This window comes from Streptomyces sp. SS1-1 (genome assembly GCF_008973465.1).
Taxonomy (GTDB): Bacteria; Actinomycetota; Actinomycetes; order Streptomycetales; family Streptomycetaceae; genus Streptomyces.
In genome coordinates, this window is sequence record NZ_WBXN01000001.1 from 62795 (window position 1) to 80076 (window position 17282).

Here is a 17282-nt window from a genome sequence, read left to right on the forward strand (position 1 = left end):
GTTGATCATGGTCGGTTCTTTAGACGGACAGGCTTGACAGGAGGCTGGCACCACCGCAGCAGTGCAGGACCTGACCGGTGATATAGCCACTGCGGGGGTTCAGGAAGAAGGCTGCGGTCTCCGCGATGTCGTGGACGGTGACGGGGTCGGGGGTCAGCGCCTCGGGTTCGTACAGGTGGGTGTTCTCGGGGTGTCCGGCCTCCCGCAGAGGGCTGCCCTCGGGGGGCAGTGCAGCTATGACGTTCACAGTCGTGCCCGTGCGACCGAGTTGGAGTGCCAGGCTGCGCGCTGCCGAGACGAGTGCCCCGCTCTGGGCAGCCAGGTCGGGACGGCTCGGCCAGCCGAGGCCGTCCCGGCTGGCGATGACGACGATCCGTGACCCGCCTTCCTCGGGTGTGCGCAGGAAGGGAATCAACTGCGCTACGCGCGTGAGCAGCTGTTCGGCCGCGCTGCGGGTGGGTGTGCCGTCCAGAAGGCCAGGATCGTAGACGAATGCATCGATCGGGCCGGTGGGCTCGGTGAAGGCCGCGTCTGCGTCGACGCTGTAGCCGGCGGTTTTCAGACGGGTGGTGACGGCGTCCGCTGTGGCGGTGCCGGCCGGGGCCAGGACGAGGGCGCGGCGTGCGAGATTGCGGTGGGACATCTGGCAGTGCCTTTCAGTCGGCGGTGAGGATGTGCACGGAGCAGGCGCCGTTGTCGACGCCGAAGATGCCGCCGCCGGTCACGTGGGTGAGAGCCACGGATGCTCCGGGCACCTGCAGGGAGCCTGCCTGGCCGGTGAGCTGCCAGTAGGCTTCGCAGATCTGTGTGGCCCCGGTGGCCCCCACGGGGTGGCCGCGGGACATGAGGCCTCCGCTGGGGTTGACCGCGATGCGCCCGTGCCGGTCGAAGTCGCCGTCGCGCACGGCCCGGTGTGCCGTGCCGCGCTCGGCAAGTCCCAGTGCCTCGGAGTGGAGAAGCTCAGCGATGCTGAAGGCGTCGTGCAGCTCGACCAGGTCGAGGTCGGCCGGGCCGAGCCCTGCCATCGCGTACGCCGCCTTGGCGGTGCGCTCGGTGATGTCGGGCCACGTCATGTCGCGGTACTGGGTGTGGAAGGTGCCGGAGCGCACCACGCTGGCGCGAATCCGTACGCGGGGTGTGTGCAGTTGTTCGGCGACTTCCTGGGAGCACAGCAGGACCGCGGCGGCGCCGTCGCTGTTAGGGCAGCAGTGCAGCAGGCGCAGGGGGTCGGCGACCGGCCGGGAGTTGGCGACGTCCTGCGCGGTCACCTCGTGCTGGAAGTGGGCCCGCTCGTTGAGAGCGCCGTTGGTGCGGTTCTTCACGGAGACCGCGGTCAGGTCGTCCACCGTGGCGCCGAAGTCGTGCAGGTAGCGCTGAGCTCGCATGGCGTAGGCGGCGGGCATGACCATGCCCTGCTCGATCTCGATGTCGTTGGTTGTCAGGGGGAGGGTTCCGCCGCCGAAGGACGAGAGGTTTTCTGCTCCGAAAGCGATGACGGCGTCCGCAGCGCCGGAGGCCACGGCCTGCCAGCCCAGATGTATGGCGGATGCGCCGCTTGCGCAGGCGTTCTCCACGGTGAAGGCGGGCTGGCCTGATATACCGACTCGCTGGAGGACTCGCTGGGCCAGCAGGGATCCGCCGTACGAGGAGCCGGCGAAGCCGGTGTCCACGGTGTCCGGGGTGATTCCCGTTGTCTCGAGCAGGGAGTGGACGGCACGGTAGCCGAGTTCGGCTGCGTTGAGCTCCGGGTGCTTGCCGAAGGGGTGAACGGCGGCGCCGGCGACGTAGACAGGCTTCATCACTGCTCTCCGGTGGTTGTGTGCTGGTCGTCGAGGGCGGTGACGACGTAGGAAGTGACAGCGCCTTCGGGGGTGTCTGCGATGCGGGCCACCGTCAGTTCCACCGGGGTGCCGGGTGCCAGAGCGCGGTCGGAGGAGGGGCTGTGGGCGAGAAGGCGCACGCCGCTGATGTCGACGTATGCAAGGACGTAGGGAGCCTGGAAGCCGCGCGGAGCGATCCTGACGACGCTGGAGGCATAGACGCTGCCGCGCGTGTGGCTCGTGATGTTCTCCACGTCGGAGGAGGCGCAGGTCGAGCAGGTGTCCCGGGGCGGGAACCAGCGGCCGGAACATGCATGGCAAAGGGTGATGGTGAGGGTGGCGTGCTCACCGTCCTGGTGGGTCCAGTGGGCGCCGATCTGGTGTGCCGCTGGTTGCGTCTGAGGGAGTGTCATAAGTTCGGTCCTTGTCGGAGTTCTGCTCAGTGGCCGTGGTACTGGGGCGGGCGGCGTTCAGCGAAGGCGGTTCGTCCTTCCACTCGGTCGTCGGTGTCCCGCAGAACGCCCCACAGCAGTTGCTCGAGGGCGACGGACTGGGTGAGCGGCATGTCCTGTGTCCGGTCGGCGAGTGCCTTGAGGCTCTTGATCGCCAGAGGTCCGTTGGAGGTGATCCGCCCGGCCAGTTTCATCGCTGTGGGCAGAAGCTCATCGGCCGGGACGACGTCGCTGACCAGGCCGACGCGGTGGGCTTCCTCGGCGCTGATGCGGTCGCCGGTGAGGATCATTTTCATGGCGACGGCCCGCGGGACCGCCCGCAGCAGTTTGGATACGCCGCCCACCGCGGGAACGCTGGCCCAGCGGGCTTCGGGCAGGCCGAAGGTGGCGTTCTCACTGGCGATGCGCAGGTCGCAGTCGAGCGCGATCTCGGCTCCTCCGCCCAGGGCGTGGCCGTTGACGGCGGCGATGAGCGGCTTGCCGATGTTGAGTTCGCTGAGTGTGATGGCCCGTACGTATAGGCCGTCCTCGATGCTCTGCTCGTACGGTGCGAAGTAGGCCTGGGCGAAGGAGGCCTTCGGCGGCAATGTCTTCTTGAGGTCGGCGCCGGTGCAGAAGGCGCGGTCACCCGTTCCGGTGACGATGCCCACGGCGAATGTGGGGTCCTCCCGGAAGTCCCGGAGGACCTGGTTGAGGGTGTGCATGGCTTCGACGTCCAGCGCGTTCAGCGCTTCGGGACGGTTCAGCCGGATGATGAGTGTGGCGTCGGCGCGCTCGGTCTGGATGGTCATTCAGCCCACGACTCCTTCTGCTGCGAGGTGCTGGTATTCGTCCGGGGTAAGTCCGAGAAGGTTCAGGCAGACGTCGCGGGTGTCGGCGCCCAACAGGGGGGCCGGCTCGCGCAGGCGGCCGGGGGTGGCGGACAGCCGGTAGGGGATGTTGTCGTACACACTGGGACCCATTTCCGGGTGGTCGAGGACCTTCCAGTGCTCCCGGGCGTTGAGCTGGGGGTCGGTGAGGACTTGTGCGGCGTCGCTCACAACTGCTGCGGGCACACCAGTGGCGGCGAGGGCGTCGGCCAGTGCTTGCGCGTCGTAGGCAGGGGTGATGGCTGCGATGCCGTCGTCGAGTTCCTCTCTTGCTGCCTGGCGGCCGTCGGCGGTGGCGTAGAGGGGCTTGGCGGCCCATTCGGGGCGGCCCAGGACGTTGGTCAAGGCCTCCCATTGGTCGTCTGTGGTGACGGCGATGGCACACCACCGGTCCTTGCCCGCGCAGGGGTAGACGCCGTGGGGAGCGGCGGAGGTGTCGTGGTTGGCTTCGCGGTCGATGCGCTGGCCTGCTGCTGCGGCCAGCAGCGCGGGCCCGATGACGTTGACCGTGGACTCCAGTTGGGCCAGCTCGATGTACTGGCCCTTGCCTGTCCTGCGGCGGTGACGCAGGGCGGCAAGGACGGCGACTGCTGCGTGCAGGGGGTTGGGAACGTGGTCGGGGTAGTTGGTTCCCGTTCCCACGGGCGGGTGTCCGGGGTAGCCGGTGAGGCCCAGGAGCCCACCGGCTGCCGCGATGGTCAGACCGTATCCGCGGAAGTCGCGGTGCGGTCCGGTGTTGCCCTGCATGGGCATCTCGAGACAGATGATGTCGGGCCGGACGGTGGTGAGGTCCCGGTAGCCCAGCCCCAGCCGGTCCATGGTGCCTGGTGTGAAGTTGCTGGTGACGATGTCGCTCTTGGCGATCAGGGCGAGCGCGAGCTCCTTGCCCCGCGGGCTCTTCAGGTCCAGACAGATGGATCGCTTGCTGGAGTTGCGGTTGGCGAAGTAGCCGCTGCGGTTGGGCCCGGGCCGGCCGTCGCGGAAGGGTGCCATGCTGCGGATGGGGTCGGTGCGCGTGCGCGATTCGACCTTGATGACATCGGCGCCGTGATCCGCGAGCGGCTTGGTGAGGAAGGGTCCTGCGCCGACCCAGGTGAAGTCGGCCACGCGCACCCCTTCGAGCGGGAGCGGAGAGGTCATGCTGCTATTCCTTGTTTTCTGCGGCCGTGCGAGCCGCGGGGAGGGTCTCCAGGACGGCCTGGGTGTCAGCACCTGGCTGTGCTGGTGGAGCGCCTGGCGCGACCGTCATGCCGTCGAAGCGGTAAGGCGAGCCGGGGAAGGGGAGGGTCCGGCCGTTGACGGGGAGGGCCAGGAAGAAATTGCGTTCGAGGAGTTGCGGGCTGGTCAGGAGGTCATCGGGCGTGGAGACCGGGGCGATGCTGATGCCCCGGCGCTGTCCGTCCTCGTAAAGAGCCTGCTTCGTTCGCCCTGCTGCGAAGCGCTCGAAGAGACCGCGGAAGGTTCGTACTGCTTCGCCGCTGCGGCGCCAACTGCGGTCGTGCCAGCGGGGATCGTGCAGTTGTGCGGCCTCGTGGAGGCCGCTGTCGACCAGCCATGTGGTGATCGATTCCCAGGCGAGGGGGAGGCCGCCGAGGCCTCCCACCAAGTAGATCCATCCGTCGGAGCACGGGAAAAGGCCCGTCCCTGCTTCCACTGGGCCTGATCCGACACGGTGACGGACCGTCTTCTCAAGGTCGACGTATTGCACGGCGTTTTCCAGGGAGTGGGCGACCGCCTCTTGCACCGATACGTCGACAATCTGTCCCTGGCTGGTTTCCTCCAGCACGAGAACGGCCATGAGTGCTGCGGTAGCAGCGTGGACGCCCGCGATGACCGAGGTCTGGTTGCCCCAGGCGCGCACGGGCGGCAGGGCGGGATCTCCGGCAAGCGCAAGTAGTCCGCCGGCTGCGAGGAGGGTGAGGTCGGTTGCCGGCCGGTCGGCCCATGGGCCGCTGAGACCGAAGGGGCTGATGCAGACGTGTATGAGTTGCGGGTGTCTGTGTGTGACGTCAAGGGGGTGCAGTCCACGACGGCGCAGACTGCTAGGCCCTTCGCTGGTGAGCAGTATCTGCGCTGTTTCCAGCAGACTTTCCAGCTGCTCACTGCAGGCGCCGATTTCGTTGCCGTCGAGGACGATGCTGCGTTTACCCGCTTCGGTGAAGGCGAAGGGGAGGCTGGTCCCGTCGTCGGTTAGCGGAGGACGGGATCGCTCGGGGGCGCCGCCCTTGGGTTCGACCCTGATGACGTCGGCTCCGAGGTCGGCGAGGAGTCGTCCTGTATAGGTGCCGAGGCTTGTGCTGAGGTCGACGACGCGGAGGCCTTCAAGGGGGCCGGGGGAATTGATGTGTGTCATGGTCACCACCCCGCCAGGACGGTGAGGGCAGTCCAGCTGACAAGAGGGGCGGCCAGGACGAGGCCGAAGCCCCACTTCATAAGTTGTCGGTAGACCATGGCTTGTTGTTCCTTGGGAGCGTTGGCGACCACCATGGCGCCGTTGGTGGAGAAAGGGCTGCTGTCCACGACGGATGACGAGATGGACAGGGCGGCCACGAGACCGATCGCGGTGACCTGGCCGGTGGCGATGAGGGGTACCGCGAGGGGGATCAGGGCGCCCAGGATGCCGGTGGTCGAGGCGAAGGCCGACACGACGGCGCCGATGTAGCAGATGAGGAGCGCCGCAAGAAGCGGTGCGTCGACCTTGGAGATGGCGTTGCCGAGATAGTCGACGGTGCCGATCTTCTGCATCAGTGCGACATAGGTGACGATGCCGCAGACGAGCAGGACGACGCTCCAGTTGATCTGGGTCACTGCTTCCTTGGCGGTGCCGGGAGAAAGAAGCGTGAGAAGGACGGCAGCTGTCAGGGACATCAGGCCGACATCGAGGTCCAGGACCAGGGCGCCGATCACCAGCGCGACCATGCTCCCCAGGGTGACGAGGCGGTCCCGGTCCAGCGAGAGGACGGCAGTTTCGACCGATGCGGGTTCGGTTGCGATGACGGCTGTGGTGGACGGCCCTGAGGTCGTGTGGTGCAGCTTCGCGCTGACAGGGTTGTCGCCCGTGGCGGCTCGGGAGGCTACGCGTCCGGCGGCAATGAGGTGACGGCCGCCGAATCCAAAGTAGATGCCGGCGCCGAGCAGCACGTTGAAGACCAGGTTGGACAGGAAGAGGACCGCAGGGTCCCCGGCGATTCCGCTGGTGTCGACGACGCCGTTGGTGACGACGCCCAGCACTCCCAGGGGAGAGAAGTTCCCGGCGGCAGATCCATGGACAACCATCAGCCCCATGAGCAGGGGGTTGATGCCGTACCTACTGGCGAAAGTCATCCCGATGGGGGCGATGATCGCCACGGCTGCCGGGCTTACGGCACCGAGGGACACCAGTACACAGCTGACGGTGAACATCACCCAGGGAATCGCTGCCACCTTGCCGCCCACTAGGGCGTGTTTTAGAACTCGCTGACCTGCTTGGTGGGCCGTCCGGGGAAGTCGCGGGCGGCCATCCAGATGGTGAGGTCGCGGGCGATGCCGTTGACACTCGTGGCCGTGGTGACCTCGTGCTCGTTGCGGGAGGTGTCACGGCGGACGATCTCGTAACCGCCTTCACCGACGACGGCCACGGAGGCGAACCAGACAGGATCGTCCTCGTCCGGCTGGACGACCACGAACGTGTTGTCGGAGTCGTTGAGGTCGCTGATCATCATGAACAGCGCGTCTTCAGAGGGGTCGTCGATGCGGTCGCCGTTCTCGCTGTCGGCGCCGTAGTACTGAGCCCCCATCGTTGCCTCTCCCTCACCCTGAGCACCTGGTCGCGGTCAGCATGGCACGTGGCACCGACAGTTCAGGCCGGTCATAACCATTCGCCGATGGCGGCGATCAGAACGGTGGCTTCGAAGCGGACGGCGAGTTTGTCGAACCTGGTGGCGACCGCGCGGTTGCGCTTGAGCCGGTTGATTCCGCACTCGACCGCGTGCCGGGCCTTGTAGTCCTCGCGGTCGAACGCTGGAGGCCGCCCGCCGGCTTTGCCGCGCCGTCTGCGGTTGGCGGCCTGGTCGGCGGGCTCCGGGATCGTGCAGCGGATTCCGCGCTTTCGAAGGTAGGCCCGGTTGGCGCGGGAGGAGTACGCCTTGTCGCCCCGTACCCGCAGCGGCCGGACACGAGGACGGCCCGGTCCGGTGCGGGGCACCCGGATGCCTTCCAGGACGGCGGCGAACTGAGGACTGTCACCACGCTGACCTGCGGTGACCAGCAACGACAGCGGCCGTTGGCCTTGCTCGCAGGCCAGATGGATCTTGGTGGTGAAGCCTCCCCGTGACCGGCCCAGGCCGTGGTCGTCGGGCTCGGTGCGGATTCCGCCCGGCGGTTCCTTCTGGGCCTGTCCGTCACGGCGGGCGCCTGCGGCGTGTTGATGGGCTCGGCAGATCGTGGAGTCCACGTTGACCTCCCACGTGATCAGCCCGTCCGCATCCGCCCGGGCCTGCAGCCGGGTCAGCAGTTCGGGCCAGGTGCCGTCACGTTGCCAGCGGCGAAAGAGCCCGTAGACGGTCTGCCACGGCCCGTACCTCGACGGCAGATCCCGCCACGGAGCACCGGTCCGCACCCGCCAACGGATCCCGTCGATCAGCCTCCGCCGACCCAACGATGGCCGCCCCAGCACCGCGACCGGCAACAGCGGCTCCAGCACGGCCCACTGCCCGTCAGAAAGATCCCCTCGCCCCACACCGCGATCATCACGGCACAGGGCAAGGGGCGAAGCCCACTTCTAAAACACGGCCTAGGCGTACCGCCGCCTGGACGAGCCACTCCACAGTGCCGTTGTTCCGGGCGATCGCGAACAGATAGGTGACCCCGACAAGGATCACGAAGAGCTCGCCCGGGAAGCCAGCGAGCACCTCGGGGGTCCTCATCCCCAGAACGCCGGCTCCGACTGCGAACGAGGCGACGAGGGCCAGGGCGCCGAGGTTGACCGCACGCAGTGTGCCGATCAGGAAGATCACCAGCAGGGCGAGGATCGAGATGAGCTGCTCAGACAAGCGTGTCTCCTTGAACCGGATCGTGTGCCGTCTGGCCAGTCGTCCGCGTGTGAGCCAGACGGGGCGCCAGGATCAGGAGTTTCGAGATCTCGAAGTTAACTCCGTATTTACGTAGCAGTGAGCCTAAGGAGGCCACCGAGCGGCGTCAAGAGCCGTCCTCGCCGCAACCGGTGTCTGGTGCGCTCACCTGGGGGTCACCGCTGTAGCTGTCCGTCGGGCCCGGTGCCGTCGTGCAGGCCTGCCGGGACGACGGGAGCGCTTCTCGAATACTGTTTCTGGCAGGGCGGACGTCGGTGCGCCCTGGGCATCAGCAGTGGAGTGAGAGGGGTTGCCGATGAATCCGGCCCGCATCGACCGGGCGCTGGCCATCCTGGGCTACCTGGCCGAGCATCAGGAGGGCTCCACACTCAAGCGGTTGAGCGAAGACCTCGAGCTACCCATGAGCAGCGCGCACGATCTGCTTCAGACGCTTGTCGGGCTGGACGTGGTGAAGATGCTGGGGCAGCGAACCTACGGACTGGGGCCCAGGTCGGTCGTCCTCGCCCTGTCCATCGTCGACAGCGTGGACCTGCGGCATGTAAGCCAGCCCTATCTGGCTGAGCTGTGCGAGGAGATCAACGAGAATACCTACCTGGCCGTCCGGAGCGGTGCCGGCGTGGTCTACGCCGACCGGCATGAGGCGGGTCAGACCCTGTCGGTCGTGATGAAGTTGGGCGGACAGCGCCCGCTGCACGGGTCGAGTGTTGGCAAACTCATGGCTGCCCATAACCCGGACTTGGAGCAGCGAGTTCTTCAGGCTGCCCGACTTGAGCAGTTCACGCCGCGCACGCTGGTCGACCGCGGGGAGCTGCGGGAGGAGTTCTCATCGATCCGTTCCCGGTGCTACAGCGTGAGTGACGGTGAGAGCGTGGAGGGCATCCTGGGGCTGGCAACCCCCATCGTTGATGCTGCTGGCACGGTGAGCGCGGCTGTGCACGTCTCCGCTCCCAGAGGCCGTCTGTCCGCGGACCGTCTGCCCTTCGTGGTGGCTGCGATGTCCCGTGCAGCAGCACAGATCTCGCGGCAGCTGGGGGCGGCAGAGGACAGTGTGCCTTCACGCGGCATTGATGAAGTGCGGGCCTTCGAGGAGCAGCGCAGGGGCACGGAGTAGTCGGAGTACTCCGGCACACACCGGCGTGGTGTGGGATGCGAGGGCTGTGAAAACGCCCCACCGGTGCGACGAGGAGGGTTCCTCGTCGCACCGGTGGAGGCGGTGTGCGGTCAGAAGAGCTGGTCGATGGTGAAGGGGAGGGAGCGCAGCCGGCGGCCGGTGGCGTGATGAACGGCGTTGCCGATGGCGGCCGCGATGCCAACCAGACCGACCTCTCCGACACCCTTGGTGCCGACCTTCGTGGCCCAGTCTGGCGTGCCACAGAAGATGACTTCCATGTCGGGGATGTCTGCGTTGACGGGCATCAGGTAGTCGCCGAAAGTTGCGTTGGCGATGCGCCCGGTGCCCGCGTCAGTGGCTGTGGCCTCGAACATGGCCTGGCTGATGCCGCCGACGGTGCCGCCGTTGATCTGGCTGGTGGCGGTCTTCTCGTTGAGGATGCGTCCGCCGTCGATGGCGGAGACCACCCGTGCCACCCGCAGCAGACCCAGTTGCGGATCGAGGCGTACCTCGACGAACTTGGCTCCGAAGGCACCGGCAGTAGCCATGCCGATCTTCTGCGCGTCGGGAGGCACACTGCGGCCGTCGGCGCTGAGCTCTTCCAGTCCGTGGCGGGCGAGGATGTCGGTGTAGGCCTCCCCCTGATCCGGAGCGTCCGTGCGGTGCAGACGCCCATCACTGGCCGTGACCTCCTCCGGCGTCGCTCCGCGCAGTGGTGACTTCTCGTCGTCGCGCACGACGTCGAGGAACTCCCGGACGAGGTTGCCGCATGCGGTGTGAACCGCATTGGCCAGCGCACCGGTCAGGCCCGAGCCGCCAGCCTGAGGGGCATAGGGCATGTCCGAGTCGCCGAGGTCGAAGCGGACACGCCCGAGGTCCAGGCCGAGGAGTTCGGCCGCGAGTTGAGTCATGACCGTGTAGGTACCGGTGCCGATGTCGGTGGCGGCGCTGGTCACGTAGGCCGAGCCGTCACGGCGCAGCGACGCCCGTGCCTGGCAGGGAACCTGGTAGTAGGGGTAGGACACTCCGGCCATGCCGTAGCCGATGAGCCACCGGCCGTCCCGCATGGACCCGATTTCCGGGTTGCGGCGCGACCAGCCGAACCGCTCCGCACCCAGCGTGTAGCACTCGCGGAGCGCCTTGCTCGACCAGGGCAGTCCGAGTACGGGATGGTTCTCGGCGTAGTTGCGCAGCCGGAACTCCAGCGGATCCATGCCGATCGCGTGGGCCACCTCGTCGATGGCGCTCTCCAGGGCGAAACTCCCCTGGCCTTCCGCGGGGGCTCGCATCGATCCCGGGCAGGGGATGTTGAGGCGGGCTTGGCTGTCACGCGTCCGTACGTTGGGGCATGCGTAGGAGACGGCCGAGCCGAAGGCGACCGGCTCGTAGTCGTCGTCTTCCATCGCTACCGACGAGATGCTGTGGTGCTCGAGGGCTACCAGGTCACCGGCGCTTGTCGCGCCGATCTTGATCTGCTGGACGCTGTTGGGGCGATGTCCGACCGAGGTGAACATCTGCGGCCGCGTCAGCACCAGCTTTACCGGGTGCTTGACTTCACGTGCGGCCAGCGCGGTGAGGATGGTGTGGGACCAGACCCGCAGGCCGGCGCCGAAGCCGCCGCCGACATAGGGGGCGAGCACTCGCACGCCGCTCTCGGGAATCTGAAAGATCTGGGCGAGTGAGGTCCGCACGTTGTGCGGCCACTGCGTGGAGTCGTGGATGGTGACCGAGTCGCCGTGCCAGGAGGCGATCGTGGTGAACAGGCCGAGCGGATTGTTGGTGTTGTCCGGTGTCGTGTACCGCTCGTCGATCACGGCGTCGGCCGTGGCGAGTCCGGCCGATACGTCGCCTCGCTCGGTGTCCAGGCCCCAGGGGTTCTCGACGATCTCGGCACGCGGGTCCTCGACGTCCAGCAGCGCTTCGGCAGGCTCGTATTCCACACGCACGAGGGATGCGGCGTGCCGGGCCTGCTCAGGACTGTCGGCAACGACGATCGCGATGTGCTGGCCGTAGTGCAGGATTCGGTCGTCCTGCATAGGCGCCGGAGGCGACGGCCCCAGCAGCGTCATCGGCCCGCGCTCCAGCTGCGGTGCGGTCAGGTGCGTGATCACCGTGAGGACGCCCGGGGCGGACTGCGCGTCGGATGCGTCGATGCTGCGAATGCGTCCCGCGGCAATCGTGCTTCCCACCACAGCCGCGTGCACCATGCCCGGATAGCTGAAGTCGTTGGGGTAGTGAGCCGCCCCGGTGACCTTCAGCGGGGCGTCCACACGGTCCACACCCTCGCCGACGACCGTGTCTGTGCGGGTTTTGACGGTGGTCATGAGTGGGCTCCTGCAACGGTCTCCAGAGTGCGCACCAGGGTGCGCTTGGCCAGTTCTACCTTGAACGCGGTGCCCGGCAGGGTCTGCGCGCCCTCCAGGGCTGCTTCTGCCGCTGCCCGGAAGGCATCCTCCCCCGCCTCGGCTCCCCGCAGAACTTCTTCAGCGCCGAAGGCCCGCCACGGGATTGTGCCGACCCCGCCCAGTCCGATCCGGGCCTCGCGGATGGTGTTGCCCTCGAGCTGAAGGGCGACGCCGGCCGAGGTCAGAGCGAACTCGTAGGACACACGGTCGCGCACCTTCAGGTAGTGCGACCTGGTTCCTTCCGGGAGCAGGGGGATCTCGACCTCGGTGATCAGCTCGCCGTGCTCCAGTACGTTCTCGATGTGCGGTGACGTGCCAGGCTGCAGGTAGAACTGCGTCAGGGGGACCGACCGAGGGCCGTCCTGGCCCTGGATGTGGACAATCGCATCGAGTGCTACGAAGGGGATCGCAACGTCCGAAGCGTGCAGGGCGATGCACTGATCGCTCGTGCCGAGGATGGCGTGCATGCGCTGAATACCTGTGATGGCGGCGCAGCCAGATCCGGGGTCTCGCTTGTTGCATGCGCCTACCGTGGGGTCGCGGAAATAGCGGCAGCGTGCGCGCTGCAGAAGATTGCCGCCGATGGTGGCCATGTTCCGCAGCTGCGTGGAGGCTCCCAGGAGAAGCGCCTCCCTGACGAACGGAAGCCTTTCACGCAGCAGGGAATCCGCCGCCAGCTCCTCCATCGTCGTCAGCGCGCCGACGTGTACCGCAGCGTCGGCGTGCATGATGCCCTTAAGCGGCAGGCGGGTGATGTCGACCAGGCGCTCAGGGTCGAGAACGCCGTCTTTCATCAGGTCCAGCTGGGTTGTCCCACCAGCAAGGAAGGAGGTCTTTGGGTCTGCGGTCACGGCCGCGATTGCCTGTTCGGGCTCGGCGGGCCGAACGTACTCAAAGGGACGCATCGTTACCCTCCGACACTACTTCGCGGATCGCGGCACGGATGTTCGCGTAGGCGCCACAGCGGCAGATGTTTCCGCTCATGAATTCGCAGATGTCTTCCTCTGTCCCTGCACGGCCCTCCGCCTGCAGGGAGACGGCGGACATGATCTGTCCGGGGGTGCAGTAACCGCACTGGAACGCGTCGTGGCGGGCGAACGCCTCCTGTAGCGGGTGCGGCCGGCCGTCGTCGGTCAGACCCTCCACCGTGGTGATCTCATGACCGTCGTACTGGGCGGCCAAGGCGAGACAGGACACCATGCGTTTCCCGTCGACCAGAACCGTGCATGCGCCGCATGCACCTTGGTCGCAACCCTTTTTCGCTCCGGTAAGCCCCAGATGATCACGCAGGGCGTCGAGGAGCGTGACACGGGCGTCGAAGCGCAGGCGATACTCTTCGCCGTTCACGTTCAGGGTAACTTCTACGTCAGGACGTTCTGATGTTGCTTCGCTAGGGCGTATCGCGGTCTCGACATGCTTCATAGCGCCTCGATTCGATTGATCTTGCCCGGGGCGGGGGGAGCACTACGTCAACCAGAGCGGTGTCTGTTTGATGCTAGAACCGCATGGGTCAGCTCGCCATTCGCGCCCTGGACGGGATAGCGGATACGACTGGCATCACGAATAGATACTTTCCAGTTTGCGCATCAGGGCGGGGCATGCATGTTGACACGGTGATCCCGGATGGAGTCCCCCTTAATGGGCATGCCAATCTCAGGGCCTGTGCCGCCTTGGAGGAGCAGATGCCTCTCTGCCGGAAACGGTCACATGCCCTGCTGACTTCGCAAGATCGGCAGCATCTAGCTCACTGCGGCCAGGGATCCTCGGTGCCGGAACGGACCCAAGGTGTCCTGCCCAGTGGCGCAGCGAGCAACGGAGTCGTCCGCCAGTCGCTCCACAGGACCGCTGAACAGCACAGCGGTCATACCGCGGTTGCAGCGCCGCGGCCACGCAAGCCGCTCCGGATCATCGAGCTCCCGGATCATGGCCGTGCAGATTCGTCGGCCACAAGCTTTGTCCGCCTGGCAGGCCTCCCTTCAACCCAGGCGTCCGAGCGACGTTCCTCGTCCTGGGCTGCGGCGATCAGCATCGGCGATCGGCGGTTCGCATCGCGAAAAGGGGAAATTCCAGGTGCGGGCTCCTGCGAGTAGGACGACAGCGGCTCGCATCACTGCGGGGAAGGGAATCGCCCGGGCACTTCGGGAAACCTGCCCACTCCGGGATCCGGGCGGTTCAGGCAGCTGTTCCCACCCGTTGTGACACGCTCGCTTCACTGTCCGCGTGGGTCTGCAGACGACCGTTCTTCAGCCGCCGTGAGTTGCTGCCGCGGGCCGCCGGTAGACACCGTGCCAGTATGCGAGTGCGAGTTCACGGGCCACCTCGCTGTCATCGCTACCCTCGCTGCAGGCGACCTGCCTTGCGATGACTTGGCCGCCTCCCTGCACAATGAGCCGTCCGGCCAGCACCGGATCAATGTCCTGCGGCGTTCGGCCGGCTTGTTGCTCGCCCTTGAGCACCGTAATCGTGTTGTCGATGAACTGGCTCTGGTACGCGCTCCACGCCTCACGCACAGCGGGGTCGTACGCCGCAACCTCATTGATCGCTGCAAGCAGAGCAGCGTACTTCCGGTAATGCTGAAGGATACGTTCATAGGTGCGGGCCAAACCGTCGACACCCCCATCGGCGCCCGTTGGTTGCCAAGCAGCTGCGATGGCGTAGCTCTCGCTCCTGAGGCTTCCACTGAGACGGAGCAGAACATCTACTTTGTCACGAAAGTAAAGATAGAAGGTGGAACGAGAGATTCCCGCAGCTTGCGCTATTTGCTCAACGCTCAGCTCTGTGTAGGTGACGCCACCCTGGAGAAGCCCTTCGATGACGGTGAGGATCCGCTTCTCGAGGATGGCCCGTCGGTCTGATGCTCTGGAGGGTCGTCGGGTGGTGGAAGCCATGTCGTCATCTTAAGGAGTACCGGACTGCCGTCTGGTCCGGCTCGTTCTTCCGGGTGGGCTGCCGACCTGCGGGGCAGCCCGCCCTCCCCCGGGTCAGACCATGAGGCTTACGGGTTCCTCAACACCCAGGAGCGTCTTGCCGTAGGCCTCGAACCCGACGGCTGGCACCAGGCCAGCATGGCGCGCGGCGGTATTGGCGTCTCGCCAGATCCTCTGGAGGGGGTTGGACTCGGCGAACGCGCCCGCCCCGTGAACGTTCAGCAAGGTGTTGATGGCTACGAGGACCTGCTGGGCTGCGTAGCCGGCCTGCGCTCTGATCTGTGTGCGCGTCGCGAAGTCCATGGCCCCGGATTCCTGGTCCACCCGGTCCACGGCCTGGTACACGTGCAGCCTCGCCGTCTGTAGGTGCAGTGCCGCATCTGCCATCTGTATCTGCACACCCACGGAGTCCGCCTGCCTGCCGTGCACGGTGAAGGACAACGGCTTTTCCGTCGCTGCGTTCTTCACCGTCTCAAAGGCGGCTTTGCCAAGGCCCAGCAGTGGCCCCGCAAGGCAGAGCAGCAGCATCGATCCGAACACCGACGAGTAGAGCGGCTCGTCCTCTCGGAAGGAGCGGGGGTAGCTGCCCTGGGAAGCGGCGCGAACTGACAGCATTCGGTGTTCGGGCACGAAGACATCTCGCCCGATCAGCGTGTTACTCGCCGTACCCTTCATGCCTGCTGTGCGCCAGGTGTCCTCGATCGTGAGGTCCGAGGCAGGGATCAACAGCATGGCCTGCTCCGCGGCCGCTCCTGCTTCGTCCTGCAACAAGGCCCCCAGAGCGGCCCAGGTGGCGTAGGGGGCACCGGAGTTGTACGACCACTTTCCGCTAACGAGCCATCCGCCGGACACGCGACAGCCGACGCCGGTAGGAGCGGCCACACCGGTGACCCGGGCATCTGGGTCGGCTCCGAACACCTCTTCCTGGGCCTTGTCGGGGAAGAGGCTGGTCAGCCAGTTGGTCACCGAGATGATCATGGCGGTCCATGCGGTGGAGCCGTCTGCTTCGCCGAGAGCCTCGGAAACGTCCGTCAGGGTGCGCAGGTCGGTCTCGTGCCCTCCGAAACGCTTCGGAGTCAGCAGTCGGAAGACCCCGGCCCCGGCAAGTTCGGCAACGACGTCTGCTGAAATGGCGCGGTCCGCTTCGCCGCGCTCCGCCTGCGCACGCAGAAGCGGTTGCAGGGCACGGGCACGCTCAACAAGATCCGCCCCGGTCACTGCTGGCGGACCCGGCGCATTCTTTTCGCATGCGCTGCTGGTGCTCACGACGATCTCCTCGTGCATTGTTCCGAGCTGGTGACAGCGTTGGGTGCCCAGGTTCAGGCGAGGGTGTTGCGCGCGATCTTCGACAGCAGGGCGGCAAGTTCTTCCGGTGCGGACAGGAAGGGTGAGTGACTGCTCGCCATGGGGTGAGCCTCGGTCGCCCTACCGGCCAGGGCCTCCTGATGTTCCACAGAAAGCGCCTGGTCACGTTCGCAGACGATGTACGTCGACGGAATGAGGTGCCAGCCTGCTTGCTCCACGACGTCACTGAAGGACCTTGTGCTCTGCGGCAGCAGCCGCTCTACAGCCTGCTCGGCTTCCGAAGCAGGCACGTCCGCGTAGAACACGGAGATCGGATCGTCCGGTACCGCCTGCTCTTCCTCCCCGTCGGGAGGAAGAGGCGCTCCGTAGAAGCCGAGGAGGCTCTCACCGACGTCGAGCTGGAAGGCAGCGAGGTAGACGACGTGCACAACGTTGGGTGCTTCGACGATGGCCTGGGTGACCGGAATTCCGCCGTAGGAGTGCGCGACGACCACGACGTGACCTTCTATGCGCGCGAGTACCTGCCGGATGGCATTCACATCTGCAGCGATTCCACTGCGCCCGCCTGCGCTGGGAAGGTCTACCGTGCGGGCCTCGGTCGCCTCTGTGTCCAACGCCGCCTGCAACTTTTCCCAGCACCAGCCGCCATGCCATGCCCCGTGCACGAGGAGCAGCGTGGGAGGGGTCATCGCGTCTGGATACAACAGCAGAACCACTTTCATGATCATCAACAACGCCGTCGCGCAGGGCCGAGAATAGAGTGGACTTGGACATGCTGTCCAACAAGACGTCCTAGACATCCACCCGCGCAACTCTCGCGGCGTTTCTCTTGCCAACGGAGGCCGCAGTGGAACCGGAATGCGTCGAATTCGTACAGCCTCAGCGAGCGCTCCCACACGTCGGCTCGCCGCCGCAGCCACAAGCAATGACGGGCGGCACCCGTACCGTCCCCACGACCCGGGTACCGCCCGATGAACGGGTGATCCTCCCGTCCCTTGCTGCGCCCCAGCGCAGCGCCTGCACCGCGATCCGCTCCCCAGCGCAGGCGCTTATCGGCTGTCCGACCTCCAGAGGTCTCGAGCAGCTCTTCAACGACCCTAATGCTATTCCTAGCAGATAATGTTCATATGTGACGATCCTCTCGTTGGGTCGCTCGAGCGAGCCGCGCCGGCGTCCAGCGCCGAGTGCTCGACATTTCGGTTCCGGGCATATCGCGCTATGGCCTACTAATCTGGTCGTACGTGTCTCGCTGCTCTGGTTCCGTTCGGCTCGGGGTTGACTGGCGCGGCAGCGGGTTCAAGCCGTCTCGGCACTCCGAAGTTCA

16 protein-coding genes and 1 pseudogene are annotated in these 17282 nt (G+C 66.4%); 1 reads left to right on the forward strand and 16 read right to left on the reverse strand.

Going from position 1 to position 17282, the window contains the following annotated elements; translation table 11 throughout:
• Positions 1-19 precede the first annotated feature (19 nt).
• The 10 genes and pseudogenes from F8R89_RS00305 to F8R89_RS00350 all read right to left on the reverse strand — a co-directional run.
• Positions 20-643, reverse strand: a complete 624-nt coding sequence (locus F8R89_RS00305; RefSeq protein WP_151782042.1) for an SDR family oxidoreductase — start codon at positions 641-643, stop codon at positions 20-22.
• A 13-nt stretch (positions 644-656) separates the two neighbouring features.
• Positions 657-1799, reverse strand: a complete 1143-nt coding sequence (locus F8R89_RS00310; protein ID WP_151782043.1) for a thiolase family protein — start codon at positions 1797-1799, stop codon at positions 657-659.
• A complete protein-coding gene (locus tag F8R89_RS00315) occupies positions 1799-2233 on the reverse strand; it encodes a Zn-ribbon domain-containing OB-fold protein (RefSeq protein WP_151782044.1) in 435 nt (144 codons plus the stop codon). Before F8R89_RS00315 ends, F8R89_RS00310 begins: the two co-directional genes overlap by 1 nt.
• A 26-nt stretch (positions 2234-2259) precedes the next feature.
• Positions 2260-3063 carry an enoyl-CoA hydratase/isomerase family protein gene (locus F8R89_RS00320; protein WP_151782045.1) on the reverse strand — a complete coding sequence of 268 codons (804 nt, stop codon included), beginning with the start codon at positions 3061-3063 and terminating at the stop codon, positions 2260-2262.
• Positions 3064-4281, reverse strand: coding sequence for a CaiB/BaiF CoA transferase family protein (locus F8R89_RS00325; RefSeq protein ID WP_151782046.1), 1218 nt, complete (start codon positions 4279-4281; stop codon positions 3064-3066).
• 4 nt (positions 4282-4285) lie between these two features.
• Positions 4286-5494 (reverse strand): CaiB/BaiF CoA transferase family protein, encoded by a 1209-nt coding sequence (locus F8R89_RS00330; RefSeq protein ID WP_151782047.1) that lies wholly within the window; start codon positions 5492-5494, stop codon positions 4286-4288.
• Positions 5495-5496: 2 nt separating this feature from the next.
• A complete protein-coding gene (locus tag F8R89_RS00335) occupies positions 5497-6576 on the reverse strand; it encodes an SLC13 family permease (protein ID WP_225994255.1) in 1080 nt (359 codons plus the stop codon).
• Between the two features lie 11 nt (positions 6577-6587).
• Positions 6588-6917 (reverse strand): hypothetical protein, encoded by a 330-nt coding sequence (locus F8R89_RS00340; protein WP_151782048.1) that lies wholly within the window; start codon positions 6915-6917, stop codon positions 6588-6590.
• A gap of 71 nt (positions 6918-6988) precedes the next feature.
• Entirely contained in the window at positions 6989-7858 is an 870-nt protein-coding gene (locus F8R89_RS00345; protein WP_151782049.1) for an IS5 family transposase, read from the reverse strand.
• 49 nt (positions 7859-7907) lie between these two features.
• Positions 7908-8171: pseudogene (locus F8R89_RS00350) on the reverse strand (hypothetical protein); the annotation flags it as partial.
• A 334-nt stretch (positions 8172-8505) separates the two neighbouring features.
• Here F8R89_RS00350 and F8R89_RS00355 point away from each other — a divergent pair.
• Positions 8506-9321 carry an IclR family transcriptional regulator gene (locus tag F8R89_RS00355; RefSeq protein WP_151782051.1) on the forward strand — a complete coding sequence of 272 codons (816 nt, stop codon included), beginning with the start codon at positions 8506-8508 and terminating at the stop codon, positions 9319-9321.
• 110 nt (positions 9322-9431) lie between these two features.
• Here the strand turns inward: F8R89_RS00355 and F8R89_RS00360 are convergent, their stop codons facing one another.
• The 6 genes from F8R89_RS00360 to F8R89_RS00385 form a co-directional block, all read right to left on the reverse strand.
• Positions 9432-11645, reverse strand: coding sequence for a xanthine dehydrogenase family protein molybdopterin-binding subunit (locus F8R89_RS00360; RefSeq protein WP_151782052.1), 2214 nt, complete (start codon positions 11643-11645; stop codon positions 9432-9434).
• On the reverse strand, positions 11642-12577 hold the full coding sequence (locus F8R89_RS00365) for a xanthine dehydrogenase family protein subunit M (RefSeq protein WP_318841245.1): 936 nt from the start codon (positions 12575-12577) through the stop codon (positions 11642-11644). Before F8R89_RS00365 ends, F8R89_RS00360 begins: the two co-directional genes overlap by 4 nt.
• A gap of 40 nt (positions 12578-12617) precedes the next feature.
• Complete coding sequence (locus F8R89_RS00370; RefSeq protein ID WP_151782054.1) at positions 12618-13148, reverse strand: (2Fe-2S)-binding protein; 531 nt, start codon at positions 13146-13148, stop codon at positions 12618-12620.
• Between the two features lie 821 nt (positions 13149-13969).
• A complete protein-coding gene (locus F8R89_RS00375; RefSeq protein ID WP_151782055.1) occupies positions 13970-14614 on the reverse strand; it encodes a TetR/AcrR family transcriptional regulator in 645 nt (214 codons plus the stop codon).
• Between the two features lie 93 nt (positions 14615-14707).
• Positions 14708-15919: an acyl-CoA dehydrogenase family protein gene (locus tag F8R89_RS00380; protein WP_225994256.1), complete on the reverse strand. Its 1212-nt coding sequence runs from the start codon at positions 15917-15919 to the stop codon at positions 14708-14710.
• Positions 15920-15972: 53 nt separating this feature from the next.
• Positions 15973-16686, reverse strand: a complete 714-nt coding sequence (locus F8R89_RS00385; RefSeq protein ID WP_192805999.1) for an alpha/beta fold hydrolase — start codon at positions 16684-16686, stop codon at positions 15973-15975.
• Between the last annotated feature and the right edge of the window lie 596 nt (positions 16687-17282).

What these genes read in the sequence shown, in the direction of transcription:
- F8R89_RS00305 (WP_151782042.1), bottom strand. Translation starts at nt 643, where the DNA reads ATGTCCCACCGCAATCTCGCACGCCGCGCCCTCGTCCTGGCCCCGGCC.
- F8R89_RS00310 (WP_151782043.1), bottom strand. Translation starts at nt 1,799, where the DNA reads ATGAAGCCTGTCTACGTCGCCGGCGCCGCCGTTCACCCCTTCGGCAAG.
- F8R89_RS00315 (WP_151782044.1), bottom strand. Translation starts at nt 2,233, where the DNA reads ATGACACTCCCTCAGACGCAACCAGCGGCACACCAGATCGGCGCCCAC.
- F8R89_RS00320 (WP_151782045.1), bottom strand. Translation starts at nt 3,063, where the DNA reads ATGACCATCCAGACCGAGCGCGCCGACGCCACACTCATCATCCGGCTG.
- F8R89_RS00325 (WP_151782046.1), bottom strand. Translation starts at nt 4,281, where the DNA reads ATGACCTCTCCGCTCCCGCTCGAAGGGGTGCGCGTGGCCGACTTCACC.
- F8R89_RS00330 (WP_151782047.1), bottom strand. Translation starts at nt 5,494, where the DNA reads ATGACACACATCAATTCCCCCGGCCCCCTTGAAGGCCTCCGCGTCGTC.
- F8R89_RS00340 (WP_151782048.1), bottom strand. Translation starts at nt 6,917, where the DNA reads ATGGGGGCTCAGTACTACGGCGCCGACAGCGAGAACGGCGACCGCATC.
- F8R89_RS00355 (WP_151782051.1), top strand. Translation starts at nt 8,506, where the DNA reads ATGAATCCGGCCCGCATCGACCGGGCGCTGGCCATCCTGGGCTACCTG.
- F8R89_RS00360 (WP_151782052.1), bottom strand. Translation starts at nt 11,645, where the DNA reads ATGACCACCGTCAAAACCCGCACAGACACGGTCGTCGGCGAGGGTGTG.
- F8R89_RS00370 (WP_151782054.1), bottom strand. Translation starts at nt 13,148, where the DNA reads ATGAAGCATGTCGAGACCGCGATACGCCCTAGCGAAGCAACATCAGAA.
- F8R89_RS00375 (WP_151782055.1), bottom strand. Translation starts at nt 14,614, where the DNA reads ATGGCTTCCACCACCCGACGACCCTCCAGAGCATCAGACCGACGGGCC.
- F8R89_RS00385 (WP_192805999.1), bottom strand. Translation starts at nt 16,686, where the DNA reads ATGATCATGAAAGTGGTTCTGCTGTTGTATCCAGACGCGATGACCCCT.